The 12,926-nt window shown below is 72.4% G+C and carries 13 protein-coding genes and 1 pseudogene; 8 read left to right on the top strand and 6 right to left on the bottom strand.

Translation table 11 applies throughout. From position 1 onward, the window contains the following. Positions 1-28 precede the first annotated feature (28 nt). The 3 genes from K7G59_RS06060 to K7G59_RS06070 all read left to right on the top strand — a co-directional run bounded on the left by K7G59_RS06060 (position 29) and on the right by K7G59_RS06070 (position 2,178). A complete protein-coding gene (locus K7G59_RS06060) occupies positions 29-355 on the top strand; it encodes a nuclear transport factor 2 family protein (protein ID WP_225830848.1) in 327 nt (108 codons plus the stop codon). Positions 356-431: 76 nt separating this feature from the next. After that, positions 432-1,616, top strand: a complete 1,185-nt coding sequence (locus K7G59_RS06065; RefSeq protein WP_225830851.1) for a D-alanyl-D-alanine carboxypeptidase family protein — start codon at positions 432-434, stop codon at positions 1,614-1,616. A gap of 274 nt (positions 1,617-1,890) precedes the next feature. Next, the gene (locus K7G59_RS06070; RefSeq protein ID WP_225830853.1) at positions 1,891-2,178 is read left to right on the top strand and encodes a hypothetical protein; all 288 of its coding nucleotides are present in this window, start codon (positions 1,891-1,893) and stop codon (positions 2,176-2,178) included. A 187-nt stretch (positions 2,179-2,365) separates the two neighbouring features. Here K7G59_RS06070 and K7G59_RS06075 read toward each other — a convergent pair whose 3' ends face one another. Then, a complete protein-coding gene (locus tag K7G59_RS06075) occupies positions 2,366-3,124 on the bottom strand; it encodes an SDR family oxidoreductase (protein ID WP_225830855.1) in 759 nt (252 codons plus the stop codon). A gap of 384 nt (positions 3,125-3,508) precedes the next feature. Between K7G59_RS06075 and K7G59_RS06085 the strand changes: the two genes are divergently transcribed. From K7G59_RS06085 to K7G59_RS06100, 4 genes and pseudogenes are all read left to right on the top strand, one after another. Beyond that, positions 3,509-4,678 (top strand): serine hydrolase, encoded by a 1,170-nt coding sequence (locus K7G59_RS06085; protein ID WP_225830857.1) that lies wholly within the window; start codon positions 3,509-3,511, stop codon positions 4,676-4,678. 103 nt (positions 4,679-4,781) lie between these two features. Beyond that, positions 4,782-5,792: a small ribosomal subunit Rsm22 family protein gene (locus tag K7G59_RS06090; RefSeq protein WP_225830859.1), complete on the top strand. Its 1,011-nt coding sequence runs from the start codon at positions 4,782-4,784 to the stop codon at positions 5,790-5,792. Between the two features lie 4 nt (positions 5,793-5,796). Next, a pseudogene (locus K7G59_RS06095) lies at positions 5,797-6,182 on the top strand (TetR family transcriptional regulator); the annotation flags it as partial. 128 nt (positions 6,183-6,310) lie between these two features. Further along, positions 6,311-7,048 carry a bifunctional DNA primase/polymerase gene (locus K7G59_RS06100; protein ID WP_225830861.1) on the top strand — a complete coding sequence of 246 codons (738 nt, stop codon included), beginning with the start codon at positions 6,311-6,313 and terminating at the stop codon, positions 7,046-7,048. A gap of 370 nt (positions 7,049-7,418) precedes the next feature. Here K7G59_RS06100 and K7G59_RS06105 read toward each other — a convergent pair whose 3' ends face one another. The 4 genes from K7G59_RS06105 to efeO are packed head-to-tail and all read right to left on the bottom strand — an operon-like array spanning position 7,419 to position 11,694. Next, a complete protein-coding gene (locus K7G59_RS06105) occupies positions 7,419-8,411 on the bottom strand; it encodes a hypothetical protein (protein ID WP_225830863.1) in 993 nt (330 codons plus the stop codon). Beyond that, positions 8,371-9,243 carry an iron uptake transporter permease EfeU gene (efeU, locus tag K7G59_RS06110; protein WP_225830865.1) on the bottom strand — a complete coding sequence of 291 codons (873 nt, stop codon included), beginning with the start codon at positions 9,241-9,243 and terminating at the stop codon, positions 8,371-8,373. Before efeU ends, K7G59_RS06105 begins: the two co-directional genes overlap by 41 nt. A 3-nt stretch (positions 9,244-9,246) precedes the next feature. Then, positions 9,247-10,524, bottom strand: coding sequence for an iron uptake transporter deferrochelatase/peroxidase subunit (gene efeB, locus K7G59_RS06115; RefSeq protein WP_225830868.1), 1,278 nt, complete (start codon positions 10,522-10,524; stop codon positions 9,247-9,249). Positions 10,525-10,557: 33 nt separating this feature from the next. Next, entirely contained in the window at positions 10,558-11,694 is a 1,137-nt protein-coding gene (gene efeO / locus K7G59_RS06120; protein ID WP_225830870.1) for an iron uptake system protein EfeO, read from the bottom strand. A 354-nt stretch (positions 11,695-12,048) separates the two neighbouring features. Between efeO and K7G59_RS06125 the strand changes: the two genes are divergently transcribed. After that, positions 12,049-12,693, top strand: coding sequence for a PhzF family phenazine biosynthesis protein (locus K7G59_RS06125; protein ID WP_225830873.1), 645 nt, complete (start codon positions 12,049-12,051; stop codon positions 12,691-12,693). Here K7G59_RS06125 and K7G59_RS35260 read toward each other — a convergent pair. Further along, positions 12,605-12,916, bottom strand: coding sequence for a DUF397 domain-containing protein (locus K7G59_RS35260; protein ID WP_225830875.1), 312 nt, complete (start codon positions 12,914-12,916; stop codon positions 12,605-12,607). The two genes, K7G59_RS06125 and K7G59_RS35260, sit on opposite strands and share 89 nt — an antisense overlap. Between the last annotated feature and the right edge of the window lie 10 nt (positions 12,917-12,926).

The following is a 12,926-nucleotide window of genomic DNA, read 5'->3' on the forward strand; positions in this document are numbered from 1 at the left end:
CACCGGGGAGCGGTGTGAGATTGACGCCATGACGATTCAGCCAGCCAGACTCAGCGATCCGGCCGTCCGGGCCTTCGTCAACGCCGTCAACTCCCATGACCGGGAGGGCCTCCTGGCCCTCCTCACGGACGACGCGACCATGTCCGACGACGGCGCAGACCAGGAACTCGCCGATTGGATCGACGAGGAGATCTTCTCCTCCCACGGCCACATGGAGGTCGACAACGAGTCCCGGGGCGGTCGTGCCCTCGTGGCCCGCTACCGCAACGACACCTGGGGCGAGATGCGCACCCGGTGGACCTTCATCGTCGAGGACGACGGGCGGATCTCCCGCTTCGAGACCGGGCAGGCCTGACCCCGGCGGATCAGGCGGGTAAGAGGTCGGTCAGACCCGGGACAACGCCTTAATCGATTCGGTGTACGGTCCCGGGATGCGCGATTGTTCTCGGCTCAGTCGGCGTGCCCTCCTCGGACTCTCGGCCGCCGCCCTTCCCCTGTCCGCGACCACCCCCGCCGCCGCGTCCGATGCCCACGTCGTCGGCGGTGGACGGCTGGCCCGTACGGGGATCCAGGTGCGCGGCGCCGGACTGCCCAAGAAGCTCACCGCCCGTTCCTGGCTGATCGCCGACTTCGCGAGCGGAGAGGTGCTCGCGTCCTTCGGCGCGCACCGGCGGCTCGCGCCCGCGTCCACGCTGAAGATGCTCTTCGCGGACACCGTGCTGAAGAATTTCGACCGCACCGAGCGGCACCGGGTCACGGATGCCGATCTGGCCGACATCCCGGCCGGCTCCAGCCTGGTCGGCATCAAGCCCGGAATCACCTACACCGTCGAGCAGTTGTGGCAGGGCGTGTTCCTGCGTTCCGGGAACGACGCCGTGCACGTGCTCGCGCACATGAACGGCGGGGTCGCCAGGACGGTCGCGCAGATGCAGGCCAAGGCCGAGGACCTGCAGGCGCTGGACACCCATGTGGTCAGCCCCGACGGCTTCGACCACCCGGGCCAGGTCTCCTCGGCGTACGACCTCACGCTCTTCGCCCGCCACGGCCTGCGCAACGCCGACTTCCGCAGCTACTGCGGCACGCGGACCGCCGACTTCCCGGCGGGCGGCAAGAAGACCTTCCAGATCCAGAACACCGACCGCCTGCTGACCGGCGCGTGGGGTCTGGACACGTACGAGGGGCTGATCGGCGTCAAGAACGGCTACACCAGTCATGCGGGAAACACCTTCACCGGTGCGGCCACACGGGGCGGGCGCACGCTGCTGGTCACCGTGATGCACCCGGACAGCGGCGGCAACGGCGTCTACGAGGAGACCGCAGCGCTGCTCGACTGGGGGTTCGGGCAGGGGCGTTCAGCGCGGGCCGTGGGCTCGCTGGTGGAGCCGGTCAGCGAGGGCGGGGCGGTGAGTGCGAGTCCGGCACCGGCGCGCAAGGCGGTCCACGCGGCGGTGGGCGCGTCCGGCTCGTCGGCCGGCGGCTCCTCGCCCTGGCACCTGCTGGAAGGCGCCGTGGGGACGGTCGCGCTGCTGGGGGCGGGGGCCTGGGCGCTGCGGCGACGCCGGGCGGCGGCGGGTGGTGCGGCGGACTCCGGGGCAGAAGGCAGGCACCGGGGCTGAACCCCGCGCAGGATCCGCGGCGAACCTGCGCGGCAGCCGTTCCACCCACCGGCGCCTACCCCGCGGTCCCCCGCGAGGTCCACCCCGGCTCCGGTCCGGTGGAACGGCTGCCGCCTCCCCCCTCGGTGTGGCTGCGGAGGCGTCGTGCTCCAACTGTGAAGCTCTGGTGGAGGAAAGTTGAGCACATGTGCCCGGCGGGCCGCAATGGCGCGGATGTTCAACTCTGCTGGGGCAAGAGGCCGTTGTCGTTGTCCGGGCGTCTAGCGTTGAGGCCGTGACGTGGAGTGAGACGTGGAGTGAGGCGGAATACCTCGACTGTCTGCAGACCGAGCGGCGAGGCTACGCGTGGGTGATGCAGCACCATGGTGGGTTGACGCCGGCGGAAGCCGGAGCGGCGGCCCTGGAGCGGTACCCGTACGAGCCGCATGACGCCCCGTACCGTGGGCTCATCTTCCACGATGAGGCGTGGCACTGGGCGATGCTGGCGATCCACGGCGATCAGTACGTGGTGGAACACCCCGAACTGGTCCATCCGTCAGCCGACTACCAGGCCCTTGAGTGAGCGTCGTGCGCAGGGGGCATGTGCGTGGGAGGAGATGTCGTCCACGCACAGCCCTTGTCGCCGTGCAGCCCCGCACGAGCGGTTGAAGCCCCGCACCGGGACCGGTCCAGCCGCCGCGGGCACCGAGGCGTCGAGGAAGACCCGGTGCACCCTGCCGCCGCTGTGGGCGTATGCCGTACGGGTGGGGTCAACCGCGCCCGATGTACGGCATCGCTGTCGCCAGCACCGTCGCGAACTGCACGTTCGCCGAGAGCGGCAGCTCGGCCATGTGCCGGACGGTGCGCGCCACGTCGGCCACGTCCATCACCGGTTCCGGAGCGATCCGGCCGTTCGCCTGGAGCACGCCCTGCTGCATCCGGGCCGTCATGTCCGTGGCCGCGTTGCCGATGTCGATCTGCCCGACCGCGATGTCGTACGGCCGCCCGTCCAGGGCCAGCGACTTGGTCAGGCCGGTCAACGCGTGCTTGGTCGCGGTGTAGGCGACCGAGTGCGGGCGGGGCGTGTGCGCCGAGACGGAGCCGTTGTTGATGATCCGGCCACCCCTCGGGTCCTGCGCCCTCATCTGCCGGTACGCCGCCTGCGCGCACAGGAAGGCGCCGTTGAGGTTCGTGTCCACCACGTGCCGCCAGGCGGCGTAGGACAGCTCCTCCACGGGAACCCCGCCCGGACCGAAGGTGCCCGCGTTGTTGAACAGCAGGTCGACGCGTCCGTAGCGCTCGACCGTCGCCGCGAACAGGGCGTCCACGTCCTCGGGCCGCGACACGTCCGTACGCACGGCGAGCCAGGGGCCCTCCGGCGCCAGGGCCGCCGTGGCCTCCAGCGTCTCGGTGCGCCGGCCGGCCAGCGTCACCGACCAGCCCGCGTGCAGCAGCTCCACGGCGACGGCCCGCCCGATACCGGAACCGGCGCCGGTCACCACCGCGATCTTCGATTGCCTGTCAGTCATGGCCCGCAGCGTAGGCGGTCAGTCCGCCATGCGGAATCAGTTGTCCGCCATACGGCACCTCTCTCGCCCCTCGCGTACTCCACCCGTGGGGACGAGCGGAGACCATCAGGGCGGTCGGTGCCCGCGAGGTGGCCTCGCCCCGTCGTCGCTGCGCTCTTCATCCCGGAGCCCGGGTCCCGGCACGCCGCCGGCCCCGCCTCCGCGCCGCTCGGGACGGCCTCCGCGCCGCTCGGGACGGCCTCCGCGCCGCTCGGGACGGCCGCCGCCCCCGTCGGCGCGGTCGCCTCCCCGGCTCGTCGGCGCGGCCGGAGAGCGTACCGCCGCGCCCACGGCCGTCGTCCATCTGGCCCGAGTACTGGTCGCCGCGGCCTGCTTCATGGGAATGTGCCGTCCCTGAACCACACGCACGAGGCTGGAGGGAGACGAGCACTGAGCGCACCGAGACTGCGCGCCGACACACCCGAGCGGGCCGGACTGGACCCCGCGGAACTCGGGCACCTGGTCGGCGAGGTGCACGCCCTCACCCGCGGGGAGCACCCCTGGACGGCCGGCGCCGTCGTCGTGGCCGGACGCGGCCCTGTGATCGCCGTGGCCGAGGCCGCGGGCTGGGCGGTGCGCTACGCGGCGTACGACCCCGAGACCGACAGGGGCGTCGAACTGCCCGCCTCCGCCCGGGTCCCGACGACCCTCGGCACGCCCTTCGACCTGGCCTCCCTGACCAAGCTCTTCACGTCCGTCGCCGTCGTCCAGCAGATCGAGCGCGGCAACCTCGGCACGGACGCCCGGGTCGGCACCTACCTGCCCGACTTCCACGCCGCCGCGCGACACGGCATCACCGTACGGCAGCTGCTCACCCACACCTCCGGGCTGCGCCCCGAACTGCCGCTGTACGACTGCCCGGACGACGCCGCCCGCCTCGCGCTGCTGCGCGCCGAGGCACCGACCGCCGCACCCGGCACCCACCTCTACTCCGACCTGAACATGCTCCTGCTCCAGTACGTCCTGGAGCGCGTCACCGGCCGCACCCTCGACGTCCTGATCGAGGAGGGCATCACCCGCCCGCTCGGCATGACGGCGACCCGCTTCGGGCCCTGCGCCGGGGCGGCGGCCACGGAGGACCAGCGCCGGCCGTGGGCCAAGGCGGACCGGGGGATGCTGCGGGGCGTCGTCCACGACGAGAACGCCTGGGCGCTCGGCGGGGTCGCGGGCCACGCGGGTCTGTTCTCCACGGCGCACGACCTGGCGGTCTTCTGCCGGGCCCTGCTCGCGGGCGGCGCCTACGGCCGTGCGCGCATCCTCGGCCCCGACTTCGTCGAACTCCTCCTGACCCCGCCGGGCCTCGGCTTCAGCGTGGACCAGCCGTGGTTCATGGGGGAACTCGCCGGCCGGGGGGCGTGCGGCCACACGGGCTTCACGGGAACGTCCCTGGTCCTGGACCCGGCCACGGACACGTTCCTCATACTCCTGGCCAACACCGTCCACCCAAGACGCCGGCCACCGGCCAACGGCCCCAGGGCGACGCTGGCGACGCACCTCGCCAGGGCGGTGGTCTGACCACGTCCCAGCCGGCCGGGTCGCGTGGCCGGGTGGGAAACGGGGGCCCGGGGCGGATCCCCCAGGCGTCCGGCACCAGCGCCGCCAGCCATACAATCGGCAGGTGAACGACCCCGCTTCCCCGGCCGGACGACTCCGCGCCGCCCTCTCCGACCTGCTCGCGGGACTGCCGCCGTCCCAGGCCGCCGGAGCCGTGGACAGGCTGATCGCCAACTACCGGGGGGCCACTCCCACCGACGCGCCGATCCTCCGCGACCGCGCCGACGTCGCCGCATACGCCGCCTACCGCATGCCGGCCACCTTCGAAGCGGTCCGCTCCGCACTGGAGGCGCTGGCGGCGGCCGTGCCCGACTGGACGCCCGGCAGCCACGTCGACGTCGGCGGTGGCACCGGCGCCGCCACCTGGGCGGTCACGGCGACCTGGCCCGGCGAGCGCAGCGTCACCGTGCTGGACTGGTCCGAGCCCGCGCTCGCCCTCGGCCGGGAGATCGCCGCCGCACATCCCGCGCTGCGCGACGCCCGCTGGCAGCGTGCCCGGATCGGCTCGGCGCTCACCCTCGAGGACACCGACCTCGTCACCGTGTCCTACGTCCTCAACGAACTCACCGGGGCCGACCGTGACGCACTCGTCGACGCCGTCGCGAGCGCCGCGCGGACCGTGGTGATCGTGGAGGCCGGCACCCCCGCCGGATACGAGCGGGTCATCGAGGCACGTGACCGGCTGGTCCGGGCGGGGTTCCGGGTCGCCGCCCCCTGCCCGCACAGCGCCGCCTGCCCCATCGAGCCCGGCAAGGACTGGTGCCACTTCTCCGCCCGGGTCAGCCGCTCCTCGCTGCACCGCCAGGTCAAGGGCGGCTCCCTGGCGTACGAGGACGAGAAGTTCAGCTACGTCGCCGCCACCCGCCTGCCCGCCGCCCCGGCCCCCGCCCGGGTGGTCCGGCGTCCGCAGATCCGCAAGGGGCAGGTGCTCCTCGACCTGTGCGAGACCGACGGGCACCTGAACCGTACGACGGTCACCAAGCGCCACGGCGACCTGTACCGGGCGGCCCGGGACGCCGACTGGGGCGACGCCTGGCCACCGGACACCACCGAGCCCGAAGACCCGGTGTCGTAGCCGCGAGCAGACCATCCACCGGTGGTGGCCCGCCAAGGCGGACGGCCTGCTGGGCGTTCCTGGACCTCGGCGAGCGGACGGCCCGGGCGGCGGGGCAGGCGTCGTACGCGATCCCGGACACCGGCGACCTCGCCGCCGGCCTCGGGGCGGTGCTGCGGGCCACCGTGGACGAACTCCTGGACCCCCGTCTCGAGGTGCCCGCCCGCGCGCCGACCGGCTGCGCGCCGCCCAGGCCGTCGGCGCGGTACGCCCCGGCGCCGACCCGCTCATCGCCCCGGAACTGTCGTCAGCCCGCTCGCCCAGCGCTGGCCGCAACGCACGGGCCCGGTCTCGTACGACTGCACGGACACCCTCGTCGACTACGCCCAGCGCGGCCCGGCCCCACGCTGACCTCCCGGCCCGGGACGTGTGAGGCGCATCTCGGCCCCGTTGTCGGGATCCTCTCTGCGGCCCCCCGAGGCTCTTGAGGATGGGACCATGAGGCATGCTGTCCGCACACCAGCGAGGCGAGGCGATAGATGAGCGGAACGTTCGGCGGCCCAAGTGGCCGGCAGAGCAGACTCTCCCGGTGGCTGCTTGGACGCCGCCCGAAGGAGACAGCCGCCGCCGACGAAGGCGGCCGTGAGGCCCTGCTGCTCGCCGCCGGCGCGGCCGGACTGCCGCTCGCGCCCGCCGCGCACCCCGCCGACGGCTACCGGTGTTCGTGCGTGCGCGTCGGCTGCCCCACCCCGGGCCGGCACCCGGTGTCGTTCGCGTGGCAGACGCAGGCCACCACCGACCGCGCCCAGATCGAGCGCTGGGCCCGGCACCAGCCGCAGGCGAACTTCATCACGGCGACCGGAATGACCCACGACGTCCTCGACGTGCCGCTGGAGGCCGGCCGGGAAGCGCTGGAGCGGCTGCTGGGCTCCGGGGTCGAGGTCGGGCCGGTCGCCGAGAGCGACGACGGACGCATGTTCTTCTTCACGCTCACCCGCGGCACCCCCGAGGACGAGGACGAGTGGTGGCCGTGCGCGCTGGACTGCCACCCCGAGACCATGGACGAGCACCCCGGTCTGCGCTGGCACTGCCGGGGTTCCTACGTCCTCGTACCGCCCTCCCGGCTGCCCGGCGACGACGACCAGCGGGTGCGCTGGCTGCGCGGCCCCGAGCACGCCCTGCCCGACCCGCTGAGCCTGCTGGAGGCGCTCACCGACGCCTGCGCCCGGTACGCCGGCGGCGACCAGACGGGCGACTCCTGGCCGCCGCATCACTGAGCCCCGGGTTTTTGGCCCTCCCGGTTTCCGGGGCCCTGGCGTTTTCTGGGCCAGAGGGGCCCTGGCGCTGACGGGTCCCCGGCCTTCCCGGTTTCCTGGGCCCTGGCGTTTTCCTGGGCCCTCACGGGAGTCCCCGGCCTTCCAGGGGTCCTGGGCTGACCCTGACGGGTCCCCGGCCTTCCCGGTTTCCTGGGCCCTGGCGTTTTCCTGGGTCCTGACGGGTCCCGGCCCTCCCCGGGTCCCGGCCCTCCCCGGGTCCCGGCCCTCCCCGGGTCCCGGCCCTCCCCGGGTCTTCCAAGGTCCCCGGGCCCTGACGGTTTCCCGGGCCCTGACGCGGCCCGGGCTCCTCCCGGGCCGCCGGCCCCGGCGGCTACTCGCCCTGCGCGGCCGTCAGCCCCTGGAGCCGGCCCAGTATCTGGACCGGGCCGCTCCCGGCGGGGTCCAGGGCGGCCTCGTCGGCGATGGACTCCAGCGTCAGCGACTGCTTGACCTCGCCCTTGGTCAGGGCCCGCACGTCCCTGTTCTGGACCGGCACGGAGGTGCCCGCGGCGGCGGTCTGCTTCTCGTAGTGGTGCGTGGTGAAGAACACCAGCGCGCCGCCGTCCGCCGTGCGCAGCGCGAGCGGCGCGTAGTCGCCGTGGGTCAGCGGCTCGTCGATGAACTGCCGGACCAGGCCCGGCTTCCGCGCGGCCTTCTGGCGCGCCGTGCGCAGGCCGCTGGTGGCGGGCCCGGTCGCGAAGGTCTTCCCGCCGCTCTGCAGATAGGTGGCGTAGTCCTGGCTCAGGTCCTCGGGCCGGACGGCCAGTTGCGCCGAGTCGGCCGGTACGGCCTCGGCCCAGCCGTCCTTGTCCTTCTTGAACTCCGGTACGGCACCGGGCGCGAACAGCGTCAGATACGCCACCTGCCAGGGCTCACCGAGGTCGCTGCGGGTGAACACCAGCAGCCAGCGGGAGTTTCCGGTCTTGTTGCCCCTGGCGTCGGCGACGAACCAGCGGGGCCAGCCGGCCTTCTTGGGGATGGTGAACTTCGCGTCCGTCAGCTTCAGCGGGGTGTGGTCCGGGTTCCCCGCCGGGTTGTTGATGTGCCCGGCCTTGAGCCGGGCACCGTCGATGTCCTGCAGGGCGCCGGTGACATGGCCGGCGTCCAGGGAACTGTCGTAGGCCTCGTCGGCCTTGTTGTACGCGTCCGTGAACGCTGCGAGCGCTCTGGCGGCCTCGGTGCGGGTGGCGGCGGGAAGCACCTCGCGCTCCCCGTGCACCACCACGCATCCGCTCGCCGTCAACGACAGTGCGGTCAGCGAGGCCGCTGTCAACGCGCTCCGGTCAAGCCTGCGGAGCCTTCGAGGGCCGCGATCCCTGCTCATGAGGTGCCTTCACCTTCCCCTTCCCGGAGGCGAACCCTACCGGGGCGAGGAACAGCGCGAGCGTGGGGACCAAGTACAGCGCCCACATCGTGATCTGGAGGACCGTCGGGTCGGGCTGGAAATTGAACACGCCCTTCAGCAGCGTGCCGTACCAGCTGTCCGGCGGGATCGTGTCGCTGATGTCGAAGGCCAGGTTCGTCAGGCCCGGGACCCAGTCCGCCTCCTGGAGGTCGTGGAAGCCGTACGCCAGCACGCCCGCCGCGACCACGACCAGCATGCCGCCGGTCCAGGTGAAGAACTTGGCCAGGTTGATCTTCAGGGCGCCCCGGTAGAACAGCCAGCCGAGGAACACCGCCGTGGCGAGACCCAGCGCCACGCCGATCAGCGGGCGCGGGGTGCCGTCGCTGGCCGCGTGCACCGACGCCCACACGAACAGCGCGGTCTCCAGGCCCTCCCGGCCGACGGCCAGGAAGGCGGTGGCGACCAGCGCGCCCGTGCCCATCGACAGGGCCTGGTCGAGCTTGCCGTGCAGCTCCGACTTCAGATGCCGGGCGGTGCGCCGCATCCAGAACACCATCCAGGTCACCAGGCCGACGGCGACGATAGACAGCGAGCCGCCGAGCGCCTCCTGCGCCTGGAACGTCAGCTCGTCGGAGCCGTACTCCAGGGCGCTACCGAAGCCCATCGCGATGGCGACCGCGATGCCGATGCCGAACCAGATCGGCTTCAGGGCGTCCCGGCGGCCGGTCTTGACCAGGTAGGCGATCAGGATGCAGACGACGAGCGAGGCCTCGAGACCCTCACGCAGGCCGATCAGGTAGTTGGAGAACACGGGCTACGCCTCCTTCGAGAACAGCGTGCGGCCCCACCAGTCACCGGAGTCCCGGACGCCCGGCGGAACAGCGAAGACCGCCGAACCCACGTGCTGGATGTACTCGTTGAGCGCGTCATGGGCCGACAGCTTGCGCTGCAGCGGGATGAAGCCCTTGCGCACGTCCCGCTGGTAGGCCAGGAAGAACAGACCGGCGTCCAGACGGCCGAGGCCGTCGGTGCCGTCGGTGAAGGAGTAGCCCCGGCGCAGGATCGTGATCCCGCCGTTGGAATCGGGGTGCGCGAGCCGCACGTGCGCGGTCGGCTTCATCGCCTTCAGGAACGGCTCGTCGTGCTCCTTGGCCTTGCCGACCGGGGCGCCCTCGCGCTTGTCCCGGCCGAACACGTCCTCCTGCTCCTGCAGCGAGGTCCGGTCCCAGGTCTCGATGTTCATCCGGATGCGCCGGGCGACGAGGTACGAGCCGCCGGTCATCCAGGACGCCTTGGCGTCCTCGTCGCCGTCGCCGACCCACACGTGCTGCTTCAGCCGGTCCGTCTCGGTGCCCGCGATGTTGCGGGTGCCGTCCTTGAAGCCCATGAGGTTGCGCGGCGTCTGCGCGTCCGGGGTGGTCGAGGAGGTCTTGCCGAAGCCCAGCTGGGACCAGCGGATGGCGACCTTGCCGAAGCCGATCCGGGCCAGGTTGCGGATGGCGTGCACGGCGACCTGCGGGTCGTCGGCGCAGGCCTGGACGCACAGGTCGCCGCCGGTGCGGGTCCGGTCGAGGTTGTCGCCGGGGAACTGGGGCAGGTCGACCAGCGCCTCGGGGCGCCGGTCCGCGAGGCCGAACCGGTCGAAGAGCGAGGGACCGAACCCGATCGTCAGCGTCAGCCGGGACGGCTTCAGCCCGAGCGCCTCACCGGTGTCGTCCGGCGGGGCCTCGGCGAGCCCGCCGAACGCACCCTCGCCGACGGGCTTGCCGACGGTCATCCGCCGGGCCGCAGCCGTCCAGTCCTTCAGCATCTGCACGAACTCGTCGCGGTCGTCGGTCTTCACGTCGAACGCGGCGAAGTGCAGCCGGTCCTGGACCGGGGTGGCGATGCCGGCCTGGTGGGCGCCGTGGAACTCCACCGCCCCGCCCGTCTCGGCGGCGACCGGGTCGGCGTCGTTCCCGGCCTTGGCCATCGCCATCGCGCCGCCGGCCGCGGCGGCACCGAACGCGAGCCCGGCGCCGCCCCAGCCGATCAGTGAGCGGCGCGACGGCCTGCGCCCGTCGGCTTCCCGGCTCTCCTGGTTGTCGGTCATCGCCCTTGCCCTTGCCCCTCTGCTTGCTTCTGTTTACTTCACGACCGCGGCGGCGAGCTTGGACAGCGGCTCGGCGAGGGCGTTCACCGCGTCCGACAGCTCCTTGCGCTGGCTCTTGGTGACCTTTTCGTACGAGACGAACTCATAGTCGGTCTTGCCCGAGCGGTACTTGTCCAGCAGGGCGTTGAGGGAGGTGAACTGCTTGTCCAGCTCCTTGGCCAGCACCGGGTCGTTCTTGGCGGCGACCGGCTTGAGCAGTTCGTACGACTTCTGCGCGCCCTCGACGTTGCCCTTGAAGTCGACCAGGTCGGTGTGCGAGTAGCGCTCCTCCTCGCCGGTGACCTTGCCGGTGGCGACCTCGTCCAGCAGCTCCTTGGCGCCGTTGGCCATGGAGGTCGGGGTGATCTCGGCCTTGCCGACCCGCTCCTGCCAGTCCTTCAGGTCGGTGACGAGCCGGCCGGCGAGGGCCTTCTCCTTGCCGCCGATCTTCTTGTCCTGCCACAGGGCCTTCTCCAGCCGGTGCCAGCCGGTCCACTCCTGGCCGGCCTCCAGGCCGTCGGCGCGGACGTCGACCTTGGGGTCGATGTCACCGAAGGACTCGGCGACCGGCTCGGTGCGCTCCCAGCCCAGGCGGGAGGGGGCGTAGGCCTTCTTGGCGGCGTCCACGTCACCGGCCTTGACGGCCTTGGCGAAGGTCTCGACGAGCGGCAGCGTCTGGTCGGCCTGCTCCTGCGCGTACCGGCGGTAGTCCGCGACGGCCTTGTCCAGCCGCGGGTCGCGGGCGGCGCTCGTGCCGGAACCGGTGACGGTGAGCTTCTGCCGGATGCCGTGGCCCTTCATGCCGGGGCGGCAGGCGATCTCATACGCGCCCGCCTTCACCTCGGCGGTCAGCGTGTACTTGGTCCCGGGGCCGATGTTCTCCTTCTCGGAGACGATCCGGTCGTCCGGGAAGAGGATCTCGACCTCGGTGGCCTTGGAGCCCTTGTTCTCGATCTTCAGCGTGACGTGACCGGCGGGCACCGATGTGGCGGACGTCTCACACTTCGAGTCGGCGGCCGTGACCCTGATGGCCTCGCTGTCCTTGGCATCGCTCTTCGCGGTGCAGGCCGAGAGGGCGGTCAGAGTCGCCGCGGTGGCGGCGGCGGTGACGGTCAGTCGGACGGCTCGCATGCAGGGCTCCAAACGGCGGATCTGATCTGGTGAGGCTGCCCTAACTTACATGAGGCTTACCTCACCTGCACCCGCCGGGGGTCGTGATTCCGCTCTCACGAAGGATCACGGGCACGGCTTGATCCTGACGTCTCGAAAGTGACGCCGACGGGCGGCGGGGAGACGGGGGAGCCGGTAGCGGCGGAGGTGGAGGCGGTGACGCGGATCTGCGGATCAGCGAGAAGCCGTGGACGAACGCGTCCGGTGTGGCGGACGGTGCGCGCGACGTGGCGGCCCGGCCCACCGCAGTTCGCCGTTCCCCGGCAGCGCCCCGCCTGGACGTGCTCGACGACGCGACGATGTTTCAATTCCCACGTGACTGACTACGACGTGCTCCGTGTCTTCTGCGCACCGAACGGCGGCTACGGCAACGAACTCGGTGTCGTCCGCGACGGCTCGGTGCTGCCCGAGCGGAGCGACCGGCAGGAGCTGGCGGCCAAGCTCGGCTTCAGTGAGACCGTCTTCGTCGATGACCCCGAACGCGGGGTCATCGACATCTACACGCCCACCCTGCGCCTGCCCTTCGCCGGTCACCCCTGCGTCGGTACCGCCTGGCTGCTGGACGTGCCCGAACTGGTCACGCCCGCCGGGGTGGTCGGGGCCCGGCTGGACGGCGAGTTCAGCTGGATCGAGGCGCGGGCGGAGTGGGCCCCTCCGCGCACCCTGCGCCAGTACGCCACCGCCGCCGAGGTCGACGCCCTGCCGGTGCCCCCGCCCGGCGAGTGGATCTACGCCTGGGCCTGGGAGGACGAGGCGGCCGGCCGTGTCCGCGCCCGCGCTTTCCCCGGCCGCGACGACGGCATCGAGGAGGACGAGGCGACGGGCGCGGCGGCCCTGCTCCTGACCGATCGGCTGGGCCGGGCACTGAACATCACCCAGGGGAGGGGCTCCCAGATCCTGACCGCCCCGCAGCCGCACGGGTGGGTGGAGGTCGGCGGGCGGGTGTTCCTGGAACGCTGAGACGTGGCCGTTCCGGTCGGCCCACGTGCGCGACGAAGGCGTGCCGGTCCTCGCGGCTGAAGGGGATCACCGGGCCCGTGGGGTTCCTGCTGTCACGGACCGGGACGAAGGCGGGGGCGTGGCGGGTGAGTTGACCGGCGTGACGGGTACGCACCCGGTGTCCCGCGACCCGAACCAGCCGGCTTCCGGACCGGCCTCGGCGCCGAACTGCGCCAGGGCCCATCCGCCGCTTG

Origin of the sequence: Streptomyces sp. NK08204, from assembly GCF_020400585.1 — a bacterium.
GTDB lineage: Bacteria > Actinomycetota > Actinomycetes > Streptomycetales > Streptomycetaceae > Streptomyces.